The organism is Agromyces sp. Y182, assembly GCF_059445385.1.
The window spans coordinates 2,820,176-2,837,240 of record NZ_JCAIUF010000001.1 but is presented as its reverse complement, the minus strand read 5'-3'; the positions used below and the strand labels follow the sequence as shown (position 1 = coordinate 2,837,240).

Annotated in this window: 11 protein-coding genes; 5 read left to right on the top strand and 6 right to left on the bottom strand. The window is 68.2% G+C overall.

Annotated elements, in window-relative coordinates:
* Positions 1–3 precede the first annotated feature (3 nt).
* The gene (locus AC1C2R_RS12990; protein ID WP_495352906.1) at positions 4–1,089 is read right to left on the bottom strand and encodes a hypothetical protein; all 1,086 of its coding nucleotides are present in this window, start codon (positions 1,087–1,089) and stop codon (positions 4–6) included.
* Between the two features lie 185 nt (positions 1,090–1,274).
* Here AC1C2R_RS12990 and AC1C2R_RS12985 point away from each other — a divergent pair, with 185 nt between their 5' ends.
* Both AC1C2R_RS12985 and AC1C2R_RS12980 read left to right on the top strand, forming a co-directional pair.
* Positions 1,275–1,835 (top strand): hypothetical protein, encoded by a 561-nt coding sequence (locus AC1C2R_RS12985; protein WP_495380200.1) that lies wholly within the window; start codon positions 1,275–1,277, stop codon positions 1,833–1,835.
* The gene (locus AC1C2R_RS12980; protein ID WP_495380199.1) at positions 1,832–2,632 is read left to right on the top strand and encodes a hypothetical protein; all 801 of its coding nucleotides are present in this window, start codon (positions 1,832–1,834) and stop codon (positions 2,630–2,632) included. The genes AC1C2R_RS12985 and AC1C2R_RS12980 overlap by 4 nt, the downstream gene beginning before the upstream one ends.
* Before the next feature lie 7 nt (positions 2,633–2,639).
* Here AC1C2R_RS12980 and AC1C2R_RS12975 read toward each other — a convergent pair whose 3' ends face one another.
* Positions 2,640–3,659, bottom strand: a complete 1,020-nt coding sequence (locus tag AC1C2R_RS12975) for a hypothetical protein (RefSeq protein WP_495352903.1) — start codon at positions 3,657–3,659, stop codon at positions 2,640–2,642.
* Between the two features lie 93 nt (positions 3,660–3,752).
* Positions 3,753–4,475, bottom strand: a complete 723-nt coding sequence (locus AC1C2R_RS12970) for a hypothetical protein (protein ID WP_495380198.1) — start codon at positions 4,473–4,475, stop codon at positions 3,753–3,755.
* A gap of 140 nt (positions 4,476–4,615) precedes the next feature.
* Here AC1C2R_RS12970 and AC1C2R_RS12965 point away from each other — a divergent pair, with 140 nt between their 5' ends.
* Positions 4,616–5,584 (top strand): acetylxylan esterase, encoded by a 969-nt coding sequence (locus tag AC1C2R_RS12965; protein WP_495380197.1) that lies wholly within the window; start codon positions 4,616–4,618, stop codon positions 5,582–5,584.
* A 131-nt stretch (positions 5,585–5,715) separates the two neighbouring features.
* On the opposite strand, the gene rpoC is transcribed toward AC1C2R_RS12965, so the two are convergent.
* Both rpoC and rpoB read right to left on the bottom strand, forming a co-directional pair.
* The gene (rpoC, locus tag AC1C2R_RS12960) at positions 5,716–9,612 is read right to left on the bottom strand and encodes a DNA-directed RNA polymerase subunit beta' (protein WP_495352900.1); all 3,897 of its coding nucleotides are present in this window, start codon (positions 9,610–9,612) and stop codon (positions 5,716–5,718) included.
* A 43-nt stretch (positions 9,613–9,655) separates the two neighbouring features.
* Positions 9,656–13,147 (bottom strand): DNA-directed RNA polymerase subunit beta, encoded by a 3,492-nt coding sequence (gene rpoB, locus AC1C2R_RS12955; RefSeq protein WP_495352899.1) that lies wholly within the window; start codon positions 13,145–13,147, stop codon positions 9,656–9,658.
* 349 nt (positions 13,148–13,496) lie between these two features.
* On the opposite strand from rpoB, the gene AC1C2R_RS12950 reads away from it, so the two are divergent.
* Positions 13,497–14,249: a spermidine synthase gene (locus tag AC1C2R_RS12950; RefSeq protein ID WP_495352898.1), complete on the top strand. Its 753-nt coding sequence runs from the start codon at positions 13,497–13,499 to the stop codon at positions 14,247–14,249.
* Positions 14,250–14,318: 69 nt separating this feature from the next.
* Positions 14,319–15,179 carry a spermidine synthase gene (locus tag AC1C2R_RS12945; protein WP_495380196.1) on the top strand — a complete coding sequence of 287 codons (861 nt, stop codon included), beginning with the start codon at positions 14,319–14,321 and terminating at the stop codon, positions 15,177–15,179.
* Positions 15,180–15,341: 162 nt separating this feature from the next.
* Here the strand turns inward: AC1C2R_RS12945 and AC1C2R_RS12940 are convergent, their stop codons facing one another.
* Positions 15,342–17,009: a glycoside hydrolase family 10-like protein gene (locus AC1C2R_RS12940; RefSeq protein WP_495380195.1), complete on the bottom strand. Its 1,668-nt coding sequence runs from the start codon at positions 17,007–17,009 to the stop codon at positions 15,342–15,344.
* Positions 17,010–17,065: the final 56 nt, after the last annotated feature.

The following is a 17,065-nucleotide window of genomic DNA, read 5'->3' as shown; positions in this document are numbered from 1 at the left end:
TCGTCACGCGCCCACCCGATCGAACACGGACAGGAGCGGCCCGAGCAGTCCGCCGCCCGTCGCCCCGTCGTCCTCGACCGGAACCGCGGGCGGCACGAGCACGGGCACGCCCGTCTTCGACTGTTTCGGCGGCGCGATGGACGCCATGCCCGGTGCAGGCTCGGTCGTGCCGACCGGCACGACCGTGACCGTGCCGAAGCCGCGGCCGCCCTTGGCAGTGGCCACCTGGAACGAGAACTGATCGACGCCGCCGTCGCCGCGGTACTCGGCAGTGCCGTCGGCCGCGCAGCGCACCTGCCCGCGAATCGGATCGCCGCAGCCGACTACGATCAGCTCTCCCCCGCCGAGCGGAAAGGCGAGCGCGTTCAGATCGACGCTCGCCGCGCCCTCGGCCAGCTCGACGACGATGTCGGCGGTGGCCAGTGGTCGGACGGCCGGGTCGAGGATCGACACGGCGAGTTTCGCGTCGCCCGACCATGATCCGTAGTCGTCCGCGAAGCGGAAGACGAGTTCGACGGGGCCCCGCGCATCGGCGGCGGCCCTGAACACGAGGTGCGTGGGGGTCGCCCAGAGCGAGCCCGCGCTCTCGGGCTGCACAGCGACGGCGCGCAGGCTGCCGCCAGTGGTGTTGCACACCTGGCACTCGAGCCGGAGCTCGGAGATCGGGATCCGCAGCAGCGAACCGGCCGGCACCGGGCGCAGCTCGGTGCTCGGCATCGCCGTGGGCAGCGCCGGCGGCTCGAGCACCACCCGGTACACCGTCGTCGTGCTGATGCGCCCGTCGCTCAGCGACAGTCGCAGTGCCACGGCCCCGGCATCGGGGTCGTACTCGGGTGCGGCGAGCGAGATCGTGTTCGCTTCGCACGCGGTGACCAACGGGGTCGCGGCGAGCGGCGCCGCGCAATCGGTGATGAACCAGGGAGCCGGGATGTCGATGGACGCGGTGCCGAGGTACGGGATCTCCACGCGAGCGGGGTCGGCGTCGGGCGGTGCCTCTGCGGCATCAGCGGCGAACGGAGAGGACGCCAGGAACAGCGTCGCGAAGAGCATGGCGAAGACCACGGCGAGCGCCGGGAGTCGTCGTCGCACGATGCCCACACTCACCTCTCTTGCACTCTGCTGTCGGCGCCGGGCCGAGCAGGCGCACCGATATAGCATGGTACGCGGTCGTGCGACCAGCTCTGCGCGACCGACTGAACACCGCACCCACCGAACACCGCATGTACCGAACCGCGCACCGAACACCGCGTGCACCGAAGGCAGGGAGCCGAGCGATGACCGACCGCCTGACCGGGATGCCGTCGACGGCGACAAGGACGGCGACGGTCGGTGGGGCCGCGGGCCAGCCGCAGCTCGGGGGCCGTGGCGGGGCCCGCGCACTCGGAAGCGGCGGTTCGGTGCTACCCGAGCTCTCCGAGGCGCCGCCGCATGTGCGCCGCTGGTGGCTGCACCCCGCTTTCATCGTCTCGGTCAGCCTCACCTTCCTCGCGCTCGCCGGTCTCGTCGTCTGGCTCATCGTCTCGGCCCTCACCGACTCGAGCGTGAAAGTCTCCGCCCTCTCGGTGAATACCGAGTCCGGCAACCTGCGCCTGGACTGGTCGGGTCCCGACGCCGACTACGCGCTCTTCGCCGTTTCCGGCGACGGCACCGCGAGCGACCTCACTGGCTTCGTGACCGGCACCGAGGCGTGGCTGCCCGCAGCAGCGGGGCTCTACGACGACCGCACCTGCTTCGTGGTGCGCCCCGCGGGCGATCAGGGCGAGGTCTCACTCGACGCCGCCACCGTCGCCGAGCAGAAGGGCGCGAGCATCTGCGCGGCGGACGCCGCCTCGTGACCGCGCCCCGCAGCGCAGCGGGCCGCTCGGCGGGCACACGCGCGGCGAGCGGCCGAGGCATCCGGATCGCCGCCTTCGCCGTGGCCGCCCTCGCCGCTCCCGCCCTGCTCACCGCCTGCAGCGCGGCGGCCGAGCTCCCGGCCGCGCCGAACGGCATCGACGCCGAGTCCTTCGACGGTGCATCCGGCAACGGCCTCTGGCTGGCCCCCTCGAGCGAGATCGCCTCGATCATCGTCCAGTCGGTGCACGCCGCCGGACCGGTGTCGATGCGGGGCACGGTGAACGAGTTCATCTTCACCGAAGAGGGCGAGACGCTGCCCGCCCGCATGCTGACGATCGACTATGCGGGCCGGCCGTCGGGCTATCGCGCACACTTCCTCGCGGGCGACCTCGAAGCGCAACTGCTCGTCGATGGCGGCAGTACCCGGGTGCGAGGCAACGACGCCTACGCCGCCTCGAGCGGCCGCCCCGAACTGACGTCCGTGCAGTGCACCGTCGGCACCGATCCGGCCGCCGCCCGATGGGCGCCGTTCACCGAGCCGGCCGCCGTGCTCGACGCGGTACTGTCCGGCGCGCAGCTGTCGGTGGCCGCTCCCGACGTCGACGACGACACCCTCGCCGTGCAGATCGGCTCGTCAGAGGCGATGGTGGGCGTGCTCACCGTCGAGCGGTACGGTTCGCCGCTGCCCCGTTCGCTCAGCGTCGCCGAACTCGAGGGTGATACCGAACTCGCCTTCACGGCGTGGGGCGATGCCATCGACCTCGACGCGGCCGCCGCCGAGCTGCCCTGCGGCTGAGCCGGGCTCAGCGCGCCTGCGGCCCCGCCGCGACCTCACGGTCGTAGGCCTCGAAGGCCAGGCGGTTGCGCTCGGTGACGGCGCGGCCGCGCGCGGCGATCCAGCCGCCCAACCAGATCGGGATCTCCCGGGCGATGACGGCTGCGACGATCGCGAACGGGTCGAGCCAGCGTTCGGCGATGAATTGGGAAGCCTGGTCGAGCGTCAGCGTCCACGCTTCGACGGCCAGCAGTGCAGCGCCGATGTACGAGAAGTACACGAGCACCCCGACAAGGAGGCCGAACACCGCGTAGGTCCACCACGGGCCGCGATTGACGATCGCCGCGAGCAGCGCGAAGGCCAGGAAGAAGACGATCACCGGCACCCAGAACGTCGGCTGGGCGAGGAAGTCGGCGACGCCGAGGGCCTGGCCGGCGGGCGCTCCGTAGTTCAGGTACAGCACGTATGCGATGACGGCGTAGAGCACGCCGAACAGCACCGTGCCGATGAGTGCGACGAGCACCCCGAAGCCGCGGTTGCCCCTCGCCTTCGGCGGGGTCGGGGCCTGCACGTAGATCGTCTGCGGCCCGGCCTGCGGAGCGACGTAGAGGGGTTCGGGTGTCTCATCGGCGAGCGTCGCGGCGCCGGCGGCCGTGCCCGTCGCCACGGTCGCAGCCGGCACGTAGGTCTCGCGCCGTACGGTGTCGGCGGGAACGGGCAGAGGTGCGGCCGCGACAACCGTGTCGTCGATGCCGTTGGTCTCGGATGCCGCCGCGTCGGCGTTCGCGCGCTCGACGGCCTCGTCGAGGCGCGAGGTCACCGCGAGGTCGTCGCTGCCGGCATCAGGGGCGGGCTCGGCATCGGTTCCGAAGGCCGGTTCGACCGGGGTCGGCTCGTCGCTCGCGTCGATCGCGCCCGTGCCGGTCGCATCGCCCGTGCCGGTCGCATCGACCGCGGGGTCCACGGCGTCGACGCCGGCGCGGTCATCGACCGGACCGGTGTGCTCGTCGTGTCGCTCCGGTTCGCTTCCGGGAGTCGTGCTGCTCATGATCGCGCTCCTTCCGGGCAACGCTCGTACCCGCGGTTGACCAACTGTAGCAACGCGCAGCCCCCGAGACCGGGAGCGCACACGGCGCTTCGCTCAGCCGAAGATCGTCGCGACGATGTCATGCGTGTACCCGTCTGCGGTGACGTTCGACCAACGCGTGGCCGACCAGATGCCCTCCCGAAGGAAATGCGACTCCCCTGAAGCGCCCGCGTCGGACGACGACTCGACGACGCATCGGGTGCCCGAGAGCTCCGCGTAGCACGCGAAGCCGCTCGCGCCGAGGTGCTCCAGCATGGAGACCTGCTGCTCGGGGCTGAGACTCGAGATGTTCGTGATGATGCCCACATCGCCGCCGCCGTTCGGGCTCACCCACGCACAGGTGAGGGCGGATGTCGCTTCGAGCACGGTGATCGCTCCGGCGTTGTTCGACCCCCAGAAGGGCCCGTTGCCGGGCGTCTCCGTCCACTCCGGGTTGAGGGCGAGGCCGCCGAGCTCGGCATTCCAGTCGCGAGTGTAGATTTCGGCGCACTCCCCTGGCACCGCAGCGGTCGCCGGCGTCGCACCCGGTGTCGCGGGTGGGTCCGAGGAGGGCGTCGTCGCTGTCGAGCCGGGCGACGTGCTCGGTGACGCCGACCCTGCGGCGCCAGCTCCTGCCGCCCCGCCGATGGCGGTGCCGACGAGCACCGCGACGACGGCGACCAGCAGCACCGCGATCACGACGAGCCAGAACAGCGGGCGCTTCAGCAGGGGTCGAGGGGCACCGGCACCCGTCGGTGCCGACACCGCGGATCGTGCAGGCGGAGTGTGCTCGGTCATCGCGAGTCCTTCGGTCGGCTGCGTCGGCGTTTCGAGCGAGCGTAGCGCCCCGTGCGACGTCTTGTCACTGGCGCACTCTGCGCCGGCGACCGGCCGCGCTACGCTGACCACCGATTCCACCATTGACCCGGAAGGACCCCGTGCCCCGCTTCGACCGCCCCTTCGACGAGCTCCGCGACTATCGACCGGAGGTGGCCGAACCCGCTGACTTCGATGAGTTCTGGGCATCGACCCTCGCCGAGTCCCGCGCCCTCGCCCAGCCGCCGCGTGTCACCCGGCTCGATTCACCGCTCAGTTCGTTCGAGATCTTCGACATGACCTTCAGCGGCTTCGCCGGGGACCCGGTACTGGGCTGGTTCGTCGTGCCCGCGGGTGCAACGGGCGCGCTCCCCGCCGTGGTCGAGTACAACGGCTACGGCGGCGGCCGAGGCCTGCCTCATGAGCGGCTCGCCTGGGCCGGCGCGGGCTACGCGCACTTCATCATGGACACCCGCGGACAGGGCAGCGCCTGGGGCACGGGCGGCGGCACGCCCGACCCGCACGGCACCGGGCCCTCGTTCCCCGGCTTCATGACGCGCGGCATCGACGACCCCGCGGGATACTACTACCGCCGGGTGTTCACCGACGCGGTACTCGCGATCGACGCGATCCGATCCCTCGACCGAGTCGACGAGACTCGCGTCGCCGTCTGCGGCGGCAGCCAGGGCGGCGGCATCGCGATCGCCGCGGCCGGCCTCACCGACGGTCTCGTGGCAGCGATGCCCGACGTGCCCTTCCTCTGCCATTTCGAGCACGCTGTCGGCATGACCGACCGGGACCCCTACCGAGAGATCACGCGTTACCTCTCGGTGCAGCGCGGCGCTGCCGAGCAGACCTTCCGCACGCTCTCGTACTTCGACGGTGTGAACTTCGCCAAGCGGGCGAGCGCGCCGGCGCTGTTCTCCGTGGCCGGCATGGATCCGATCTGCCCGCCGTCGACCGTCTATGCCGCACGCAACCACTACGCGGCGGCCGCCGACATCGTCGAGTACGACTTCAACGAGCACGAGGGCGGGCAGGGTGTGCAGTGGCAGCGTCAGGCCGAGTGGCTCGCGACCCGCTTGGGCTGAGCGGATGCCGCGGCATCCGTCGCCTCATGGGGTGATCGGATGCCGCAGCATCCCTGAGACGGAACAGGGCCCCGGATCGCTCCGGGGCCCTGTTCGTTGCTCACTTCGACACGCTCAGTGAGCGGTCACACTCAGCTGTAGTTGCCGGGGGTGAAGTCGTCGCTCGAGAATGCGTCGAAGTCGACGAAGCTCAAGTCGCCCTCGGTGAAGGCCGCGTCGTCGGTGAAGATGCGGTTCGGGTACCGCTCCGCCTTCGCCTCCTCAGTGGCCTCGACCGCGACGTTCCGGTACTTCTGCAGACCGGTGCCGGCGGGGATGAGCTTGCCGATGATGACGTTCTCCTTGAGCCCGACCAGCGGGTCGCTCTTGCCTTCCATGGCCGCCTGCGTGAGCACGCGGGTGGTCTCCTGGAAGGAAGCGGCCGACAGCCACGACTCGGTCGCCAGCGACGCCTTGGTGATACCCATGACCTCCTGACGGGCCGAAGCCGTCTTCTTGCCCTCGGTCAGCGCGGCACGGTTGATGCCGTTGTACTTCAAGCGGTCGACGAGCTCACCGGGCAGCAGGTCGGTGTCGCCGTGGTCGACGACGGTGACCTTGCGCAGCATCTGGCGCACGATGACCTCGATGTGCTTGTCGTGGATCGGCACGCCCTGCGAGCGATACACGTCTTGCACACCGTTGACGAGGTGCTTCTGCACATCGCGCACACCCTTGACCCGGAGGACTTCCTTCGGGTCGACGGTGCCGACGATCAGCTGCTGGCCGAGCTCTACGTGCTGGCCGTCTTCGACCAGGAGGGTCGAACGCTTGAGCACGTTGTACGCGATCGGCTCGTCGCCGTTGTCAGGCGTGAGGATGACCTTGCGCTGCCGGTCGGTCTCATCGATCGTGATGCGCCCCGGGGCTTCGACGATAGGTGAAGCACCCTTGGGGGTGCGAGCCTCGAAGAGCTCCTGCACGCGGGGAAGACCCTGCGTGATGTCGTCGGCCGAAGCCGAACCACCGGTGTGGAAGGTACGCATCGTCAGCTGCGTGCCGGGCTCGCCGATCGACTGGGCCGCGATGATGCCGACGGCCTCGCCGATGTCGACGAGCTTGCCGGTCGCAAGCGAACGGCCGTAGCAGTTCGCACACACGCCGACGGCCGACTCGCAGGTCAGCACCGAACGCACCTTGATCGACTCGACGCCTGCGGCGATGAGCTTCTCGATGAGCACGTCGCCGACGTCGGAGCCGGCCTCGGCCACGACCGTGCCCTTCGCGTCGACCGCGTCGGCGGCGAGGCTGCGGGCGTAGACCGCGTTCTCGACGTTCGGGTCGCGCACGAGCGCACCCGAAGCATCCGTCGTCGCGATCGGCAGTTCGAGACCCTTGGTCGTGCCGCAGTCGTCTTCGCGGATGATCACATCTTGCGAGACGTCGACGAGACGACGCGTGAGGTAGCCCGAGTCGGCCGTACGGAGGGCCGTGTCGGCCAGACCCTTGCGGGCACCGTGCGTCGCGATGAAGTACTCGGCGACCGAGAGGCCTTCGCGGTAGCTCGAGATGATCGGGCGAGGGATGATCTCACCCTTCGGGTTGTTCACGAGGCCTCGCATGCCGGCGATGTTGCGCACCTGCAGCCAGTTACCACGAGCACCCGACGTCACCATGCGGTTGATGGTGTTGTCGGTCGGGAAGTTCTCCTGCATGGCCTTGGCGACCTCGTCGGTCGCCTTGGTCCAGATCTGGATGAGCTCCTGGCGACGCTCGAGGTCGGTCGTGAGACCCTTCTCGAACTGGCCCTGGACCTTGGCGGCCTGCTTCTCGTACTTCGAGACGATCTCGCCCTTGTTGGGCGGCGTCAGGATGTCGGAGAGAGCCACGGTCACGCCCGAACGGGTCGCCCACTTGAAGCCGGCGTCCTTGATTCGGTCGAGGGTCGCAGCGACCTCGGTCTTCGGGTAGCGCTCGGCGAGGTCGTTGACGATCTCCGAGATCTGGGTCTTGCCCGCCTGCGCGTTCACGTAGGGGTAGTCGACCGGCAGCGCCTCGTTGAAGAGCGCACGCCCGAGGGTCGTCTCGAGCAGGTACGGCTTGCTCGGCACGAAGTTCTCGGGCGTCTCGCCATCGGCGAAGTGCAGCCCCTCGAGGCGGATCCTCACCGTGGCACCGAGGTCGAGCGCGATCTCACCCGGACGGTTCTGGTCGAACGCGAGGATGGCCTCGGAGATCGACGAGAACGCGCGGCCCTCACCGGCTGCGCCGGGCTTGCCCGTCGTCAGGTGGTGCAGGCCGATGATCATGTCCTGCGTGGGCAGGGTCACCGGACGACCGTCTGACGGCTTCAGGATGTTGTTCGAGGCGAGCATCAGGATGCGGGCCTCGGCCTGCGCCTCCACCGAGAGGGGAAGGTGCACGGCCATCTGGTCGCCGTCGAAGTCCGCGTTGAACGCAGCACACACGAGCGGGTGGAGCTGGATCGCCTTGCCCTCGACGAGCTGCGGCTCGAAGGCCTGGATGCCGAGGCGGTGCAGCGTGGGTGCACGGTTCAGCAGAACCGGGCGCTCACGGATGATCTCTTCCAGCACGTCCCAGACCTGCGGACGCGAACGCTCGACCATGCGCTTGGCCGCCTTGATGTTCTGAGCGTGGCTCAGGTCGATCAGGCGCTTGATCACGAACGGCTTGAAGAGCTCGAGTGCCATCTGCTTGGGCAGACCGCACTGATGCAGCTTCAACTGCGGGCCGACGACGATGACCGAACGGCCCGAGTAGTCGACGCGCTTGCCGAGCAGGTTCTGGCGGAAACGACCCTGCTTGCCCTTGAGCATGTCGCTCAGGGACTTGAGGGCACGGTTGCCGGTACCGGTGACGGGGCGACCACGACGACCGTTGTCGAACAGTGCGTCGACCGCCTCTTGCAGCATGCGCTTCTCGTTGTTCACGATGATCTCGGGAGCACCGAGGTCGAGCAGACGACGCAGGCGGTTGTTGCGGTTGATCACACGACGGTAGAGGTCGTTGAGGTCGGAAGTCGCGAATCGGCCACCGTCGAGCTGCACCATCGGGCGCAGCTCGGGCGGGATCACCGGCACGACGTCGAGCACCATCGCGGCCGGCGAGTTGCCGGTCTGCAGGAAGGAGCTGACGACGCGCAGTCGCTTGATCGCGCGGATCTTCTTCTGGCCCTTGCCCTCGGCGATCTGCAGGCGCAGGTCGTCGGCCTCGGCGGCCAGGTCGAACGCCAGGAGGCGCTTCTTGATGGCCTCGGCGCCCATGTAGGCGTCGAAGTACATGCCGAAGCGGTCTTGGAGCTCGTGGAACACCGAGTCTTCGGGCTTGAGGTCGCCGACCTTGAGGGTGCGGAAGTCCTCCCACACGCGCTCGAGGTGCGCGATCTGCTCGTCTCCCGACTTGCGGACCTGCGTCATCTCTTTGTCGGCGGCAGCTTCTGCGCGCTTCTTCTGGTCGCTCTTGGCGCCTTCGGCCTCGAGGGAGGCGAGTTCCTCCTCCTTGCGGGCCATGAGCGTTGCGATGCGTGCGTCGCGCTGGTCGCCGATGGTCTTGATCTCGAGCCGGAGCTCGTTCTCGAGGCCGGGCATGTCGGCGTGACGACCTTCGTCGTCGACGTCGATCACCATGTAGGCGGCGAAGTAGATGACCTTCTCGAGGTCTTTCGGCGCCATGTCGAGCAGGTAGCCCAGACGGCTCGGCACACCCTTGAAGTACCAGATGTGCGTGACCGGAGCGGCGAGCTCGATGTGGCCCATGCGCTCACGACGCACGGAGGACTTGGTGACCTCCACGCCGCAGCGCTCGCACACGATGCCCTTGAATCGCACCCGCTTGTACTTGCCGCAGGCGCACTCCCAGTCGCGGCTCGGGCCGAAGATCTGTTCGCCGAACAGACCGTCCTTCTCGGGCTTCAGGGTGCGGTAGTTGATGGTTTCTGGCTTCTTGACCTCACCGTAGGACCACTTGCGGATGTCCTCTGCGGTGGCCAGGCCGATGCGAAGCTCGTCAAAAGTCGTTGCGTCGAGCAATTTCTCTCCTTGGAAAGTCTCTGGAATCGTCTACTGGCCTGGCTTAGATCTCGTCGATGTTCGACGACTCGAAGCGCGCGGAGATGTTGATGCCGAGCTCTTCCGCAGCGCGGAAGGCCTCGTCGTCGGTGTCGCGGAGGGAGACAGCCGTGCCATCGGCCGAGAGCACCTCGACGTTCAGGCAGAGCGACTGCATCTCTTTCATGAGCACCTTGAACGACTCGGGGATGCCGGGCTCCTGGATGTTCTCGCCCTTGACGATCGCCTCGTACACCTTGACGCGGCCGAGGATATCGTCGGACTTGATCGTGAGGAGCTCCTGCAGCGCGTACGCGGCACCGTAGGCCTGGAGCGCCCAGACCTCCATCTCACCGAATCGCTGACCACCGAACTGCGCCTTACCACCGAGCGGCTGCTGGGTGATCATCGAGTACGGACCCGTCGAACGCGCGTGGATCTTGTCGTCGACGAGGTGGTGCAGCTTCAGGATGTACATGTAGCCGACCGAGACCGGGTACGGGAAGGGCTCGCCGGAGCGACCGTCGTAGAGCTGCGTCTTGCCGCTCGAGTCGATCAGCCGCTCACCGTCGCGGTTGGGGAGCGTCGAGTCGAGCAGACCCGCGATCTCCTCCTCGAGCGCACCGTCGAACACCGGGGTCGCGACCTTGGTGCCGGGCGCGGCCTCATGGGCGTCTTTCGGGAGCTTCTTGGCCCACGACGGGTTGCCCTCGACCTTCCAGCCCTGCTTGGCGACCCACCCGAGGTGGGTCTCCAGCACCTGGCCGAAGTTCATGCGGCCGGGGATGCCGAGCGGGTTCAGGATGACGTCGACCGGAGTGCCGTCTGCGAGGAACGGCATGTCTTCGACGGGCAGGATCTTCGAGATGACGCCCTTGTTGCCGTGGCGGCCGGCGAGCTTGTCGCCCTCGGTGATCTTGCGCTTCTGGGCGATGTAGACGACCACTCGCTGGTTGACGCCCGAGCCGAGCTCGTCGTCACCGTCTTGCGAGTCGAACACCTTGACGGCGATGATCGTGCCCTGCTCACCGTGGGGAACCTTCAGCGAGGTGTCGCGAACCTCACGGCTCTTCTCGTTGAAGATCGCACGGAGCAGGCGCTCTTCGGCCGACAGCTCGGTCTCGCCCTTCGGCGTGACCTTGCCGACGAGGATGTCGCCGGGCCGGACCTCGGCGCCGATGCGGATGATGCCGCGCTCGTCGAGGTCGGCGAGCAGGTCGGGGCTGACGTTCGGGAGATCACGGGTGATCTCCTCTTTGCCGAGCTTCGTGTCGCGCGCGTCGACGTCGTACTCCTCGATGTGGATCGAGGAGAGCACGTCGTCTTTCACCAGGTTCTGGCTCAGGATGATCGCGTCTTCGAAGTTGTGACCCTCCCACGGCATGAACGCCACGAGCAGGTTCTTGCCGAGCGCGAGCTCGCCGTTGTCGGTCGCAGGGCCGTCGGCGACGACCTCGCCGGCCTCGATGCGGTCGCCCGTGTTCACGAGAACGCGGTTGTTGTACGAGGTGCCCTGGTTGGAGCGGTCGAACTTGCGCAGGAAGTAGTTCTGCGTGCCGCCCTCGTCGAGCTGCACGGTGACCGAGTCGGCGGAGACCTCGGTGACCACGCCCGACTTGTCGGCGGTGACCACGTCACCCGCGTCGACCGCGGCGTAGCCCTCCATACCGGTTCCGACGAACGGCGAGTCGCTGCGCAGCAGCGGCACAGCCTGACGCTGCATGTTGGCACCCATGAGGGCGCGGTTCGCATCGTCGTGCTCGAGGAACGGGATCAGCGAGGTCGCCACCGACACCATCTGGCGCGGCGAGACGTCCATGTAGCCGATCTCGTCTGCGGGGAAGAGGTCGACCTCGCCGCCCTTCTTGCGGGCGAGCACGCGCTCTTCGGCGAAGTGGGCGTCTTTCGTCAGCGGGGCGTTGGCCTGCGCGACGATGTGGTCCTCTTCCTCCATCGCGGTGAGGTAATCGATCTGCTCGGTGACCTTGCCTGCCACGACCTTGCGGTACGGGGTCTCGATGAAACCGAACGAGTTGATGCGCGCGAACGATGCGAGCGAACCGATGAGGCCGATGTTCGGGCCTTCCGGGGTCTCGATCGGGCACATGCGGCCGTAGTGCGACGGGTGCACGTCTCGCACCTCGACACCGGCGCGGTCACGCGAGAGACCGCCGGGGCCGAGCGCCGAGAGACGACGCTTGTGGGTCAGACCCGCGAGCGGGTTGTTCTGGTCCATGAACTGCGAGAGCTGCGAGGTGCCGAAGAATTCCTTGATCGCGGCGACGACGGGTCGCACGTTGATCAGGGTCTGCGGGGTGATCGCCTCGATGTCTTGCGTCGTCATGCGCTCACGCACGACGCGCTCCATGCGGCTGAGGCCGGTGCGCACCTGGTTCTGGATGAGCTCGCCCACGGCGCGGATGCGACGGTTGCCGAAGTTGTCGATGTCGTCGACGTCGAGGCGCAGGTCGACCGCCTTGCCGGCGCGGCGGCCGGGCAGGGTGGTGCGCTCATCGTGCAGGGCGACGAGGTACTTGATCGTGGCGACGATGTCTTGCACCGTCAGCACCGAGTCGGTGAGGGGAGCCTCGAGGCCGAGCTTGTTGTTGATCTTGTACCGGCCGACCTTGGCGAGGTCGTAGCGCTTCGGGTTGAAGTAGAAGTTGTCGAGGAGCGCACGCGCGGCCTCGGCAGCGACCTGCTCGCCCGGACGGAGCTTGCGGTAGATGTCCTTGAGCGCCTCTTCCTTCGTGAGGATGTTGTCCTTCTCGAGGGTGAGGGCGATGGACTCGTAGCCGGCGAACTCTTCGAGGATCTCTTCCGAGGTCAGGCCGAGGGCCTTGAGGAACACCGTGACCGACTGCTTGCGCTTGCGGTCGATGCGAACGCCGACCTGATCGCGCTTGTCGATCTCGAACTCGAGCCAGGCACCGCGGCTCGGGATGACGCGAGCCGAGTAGATGTCTTTGTCAGAGGTCTTCTCGGCGGTGCGGTCGAAGTAGACACCCGGCGAACGCACGAGCTGCGAGACGACGACACGCTCGGTGCCGTTGATCACGAACGTGCCCTTGGGGGTCATCAGCGGGAAGTCGCCCATGAAGACGGTCTGCGTCTTGATCTCACCCGTGAGGTGGTTCATGAACTCCGCGTTCACGTACAACGGTGCTGAGAAGGTCTTCGACTTCTCTTTGCACTCGTCGATCGTGTACTTCGGAGGCTCGAGCTCAGGGTTGGTGAACGAGAGCTGCATGGTCTCACCGAGGTCTTCGATCGGGGAGATCTCTTCGAAGATCTCCTCGAGACCGGTGGTCTCAGGCAGGTCTTCACGACCGGCTGCCTTGCCATCAGAGAGGCGTGTCTTCCACGCATCGTTGCCGACGAGCCAATCGAAGCTCTCGGTCTGAAGGGCGAGCAGGTCGGGTACCGTGAGGGTATCGGTGACCTTGGCGAACGAGAGACGGCTTGCACCGCGTCCGTTCTTGGGGGTGGGCGTGGTTGCGTTGCGCGCAGCGGCCAAGTGAAAAACCTCCATGGCCCCGTCGGGCCGGTTCACTGTCGGTAGCGGAGAGTGGAACCCCTCAGACGAATGCGGCCGAATATCCCAGCGGTGAACCGCACAGAATCTCGACACGTACACGAAGCCGACCGCAATATGAAGGCATGGTGGGTCTGGGAGCGCAAAGGTTAACTATATGCCGCCAGGCGCGCCGTGTCCAGTCGATTCTTGATTTGTCTGCGATTCTCCGGTATAACCCGATTTCGCGTCCACTCAGCACCGGCTTTCCGACCGGGCGAGGCCCCCTGCCAGTCGACATGCAAGGCGACAGGCCAGGCGGCATGCGAGGCATCCGTGACACCATTCGTGAATGGAGCCGCGCATCGAATTCGAGGCCGACGTGTTCTCGTCGAACGGCTTGACCCTGCTCGTCGACGGCACGGCCCAGTCGCACGTCGACGCGGTCGATCCGACCCGATTGTTCTTCGAGTACACCCGTCGCATCGGTCACGTCGTCGACGCCCTCGCCGCGCCGGGTACCCCGCTTCGCGTACTGCACCTCGGCGGCGGCGCCCTCACGCTCGCCCGCTACGTGGCGGCGACCCGGCCCGATTCCGAGCAGCTCGTCGTCGAGCTCGACCGCGAGTTGCTGAGCACCGTGCTCGCGCGCCTGCCGCTGCCCGCCGACGCGCGCGTCACGTTCGTGATCGGCGACGCGGCATCCGTCATCGCCACTGTCGCCGAGCAGTTCGACCTCGTCATCGTCGACCTCTACAGCCGACTGGAGGCGCCGGCGTTCGTCGATTCCATCGAGTTCATGAGCGGATGCCTCGGACTCACCGCGCCCGGCGGCGTGCTCGCCGTGAACGTGGCCGACGCGGCGGGCCTCACCCGGCTCCGGAGTCAGACGCGGGCGATCGCCCGCGCCGATCCTTCGGCGGCGCTCCTCGTCGCCGGCGACCCGAAGGTGCTCTCGGGCGCGGAAGAGGGCAATGCCGTGCTCATCGCCGCACCCGCCCGTCTGCCGGTCGGGCTTCGCGAGCAACTGCTCACCCTCGGTCCGCATCCCGCCGGCGTGCTCGACGGCGAGCGACTCGACTTCGCGCTCTGGGGCGCATGCTGAACACGTGCCGCACTCGCTCGCCCGCGAGCAGCGGCTCCCCGACGGGCGGTGCGCGGTAGCGTGGCATCCGTGCCAGACCTCGAACGCCGCCTCGCCGTCAGCGGCCACCTCGCCCGGCTCGAGGAGTCGCGTCAAGCGCCCGGCTCGTGGACCCTCTACGTCGACGGAACGCCCCAATCCCACGTCGAGCTCGAGCGGCCCGACTGGCTCGGCTTCGAGTACGTACGGCGAATCGGCCACGCGATCGACCTCGTGCGCCCAGACCGGCAACCGATCACCGCGGTGCATCTCGGCGGCGGCGCGCTCACCCTGCCGCGGTACGTCGCGGAGACCAGGCCCGGTTCACGCCAACAGGTGATCGAGCTCGAGACCGAGCTCGTCGATCTCGTGCGCGAGCACCTGCCGCTCCCCCGCGGCGCTCAGGTGCGCGTGCGCCACGGCGACGCTCGCGAGGTGCTCGCGAAGCTGCCCGCCGGACTCGACGGCGCCGTCGACATCGCGGTCGTCGACATCTTCTCGGGCGCCCGCACACCCGCGCACGTCACGAGTGCAGAGTTCTACGGGCTCGTCTCGCCTCGACTCGCGCCGGGCGGCATCGTGGCGGTGAACGTCGCCGACGGCGCCGGCCTCGGCTTCGCGCGGTCGCAGGCCGCGACGCTCGCCCATGTCTTCCCACACCTCGCGATCGCGGCCGACACCTCGATGCTGAAGGGCCGCCGCTTCGGCAATATCGTGATGTACGCCTCGCACGACGAGCTGCCCTTCGACGGTCTGCCCCGGCGCCTCGCGAGCGACCCGGCCCCGGCGAAGCTCGTCGACGGCGATGAGCTCCGGCGCTTCATCGCAGGCGCACCCGTCGTGACGGATGCCACGGCGGTGCCGTCGCCGCCACCCGCCCGGTCGATATTCCTCTCGAAGCCCGGCGCCTGACGCCTGACCCTGACCCTGACGCCTGACGCCTGACGCCTGACGCGGCATCCTTCCTCTCGCTGGCAGTCGCGCCCGCCATCAGATCGGGGATCTGCGCAGAATCGGATGGATTCCCACGCAGATCTCCGATCGAGGGCAGATCTCCGTTTTCTGCGGCTCGGCTCAGCGGGTGGTGCGCACCCGGCTCGGCGGCGTCTCGTTCCAGACCCGGTCGAGCGCGGTCACCGCGTAGCTGTAACGGACACCGGCAGCCGCAGTCGCGTCGACGAATCGCTGCACCACGCTGTCGGCGGACCGAACCGTCGCGATGAGGTTGCCCGGGTGCTCGACGTCGATCTGGTCGACGCGACCATCGACCCGGTAGATCGCGAACGAGGTGGCGCGGAGCTTCGGCGGTGCAGCATCGAGCCAGTGCAGCGCGACACCACCCTCGGACCGCAGTGCGGTCGCGAGCACCGGGGTGCGCACCTCGGTCGCGGGCAGCCACGGCATCGCCGGCACGATCGCGGGCCGCGAGTAGTGATCGGCCAGCACCCGCGACATCGAGCCCTGCGGGTCGGCCGGCACGTGCTTGGCCGAGAAGTAGACGTTGCCGTGCACGGGCGCCTGTGCGGCGTCGATCTCACGGTCGAACGTGAGGTGGTTCGAGAGTTCCGCCGGGTCGGTGAAGACACCCGAGGTCACCTTGTAGAGGGCTTCGCCGATATAGAGGTGCGTTCCGGATGTCGCGGCGACGTCGGCCCACCACGGCACGAGCTTCGCATAGTCGGCGACCGCAAGGCCGAACTGCCAGTAGATCTGCGGGTTGATGTAGTCGAGCCAACCCTCGAGCACCCACTTGCGGGTGTCGGCGAACTGCAGGTCGTACGACTGCGAGCCGGCCGTCTCCGAACCGAGCGGGTCAGTCGCGCGGTTGCGCCAGATGCCGAACGGGCTGATGCCGAACTTGACCCAGGGTTTCAGCGCCGTGATGCGCTCCGAGACGGAGCTCACGAACGTGTCGACGTTGTGCCGGCGCCAAGCGGCGATGTCGTCGAAGCCGGCGCCGTGAGCGGCGTAGGTCGCGGCATCCGGAATCGACTGCCCGGCCACCGGGTACGGGTAGAAGTAATCGTCGAAGTGCACGCCGTCGAGGTCGTAGTGCTCGACCGAATGCAGGATCGCCTGCTGGATGTGCTCCTGCACCTCGGGCAGGCCCGGGTCGAAGTACAGCTTGCCGCCGTACGCCCAGACCCATTCGGGGTGCACACGCGCGGGGTGCTCGGGCACGAGTGCGGCCGGATCGGCCCCCATCGAGACGCGGTACGGGTTGTACCAGGCGTGCAGCTCGAGGTTGCGGCGGTGCGCTTCCTCGACGATGAAGGCGAGCGGGTCGTAGCCCGGGTCCTGCCCCTGCACGCCCGTGAGGTACTGCGACCACGGCTCGAGCGGGCTCGGCCAGAACGCGTCGGCGGTCGGGCGCACCTGCACGAAGACGGCGTTGAGATTGAACTGCTCGGCCACGTCGAGCCAGTGCAGGAACTCGGCGCGCTGCTCGTCGGCGGTGAGTCCGGTGCGCGACGGCCAGTCGATGTTCACCACCGAGGAGATCCACATCGCGCGGAGCTCGCGCTTGCGGGATGCCGCTGTGTCGGCGGCAGCATCGGCGGCTGCGTCGCCGGTCACGGACGATGCGATCGCGGGGGTCGCGGCGAGCGTGCCGACGGTCACGGTGAACGCGGACGCCGCGGCTCCGGCGACCGCGAGAGTGAGGAACCCCCTGCGGTGGAGCGCGGGCGAGGTCTGGGCGGGCGGTGTCTGGTCAGCGGGCGGTGTGCGGTCGAGGGGCATCGTTGATCCTCCGAGTCGGTCCGTTTTGGAAGATACTTCCATGCCTGACACCGGAT

What these genes read in the sequence shown, in the direction of transcription:
- AC1C2R_RS12985 (WP_495380200.1), top strand. Translation starts at nt 1,275, where the DNA reads ATGACCGACCGCCTGACCGGGATGCCGTCGACGGCGACAAGGACGGCG.
- AC1C2R_RS12975 (WP_495352903.1), bottom strand. Translation starts at nt 3,659, where the DNA reads ATGAGCAGCACGACTCCCGGAAGCGAACCGGAGCGACACGACGAGCAC.
- AC1C2R_RS12970 (WP_495380198.1), bottom strand. Translation starts at nt 4,475, where the DNA reads ATGACCGAGCACACTCCGCCTGCACGATCCGCGGTGTCGGCACCGACG.
- AC1C2R_RS12950 (WP_495352898.1), top strand. Translation starts at nt 13,497, where the DNA reads ATGGAGCCGCGCATCGAATTCGAGGCCGACGTGTTCTCGTCGAACGGC.
- AC1C2R_RS12940 (WP_495380195.1), bottom strand. Translation starts at nt 17,009, where the DNA reads ATGCCCCTCGACCGCACACCGCCCGCTGACCAGACACCGCCCGCCCAG.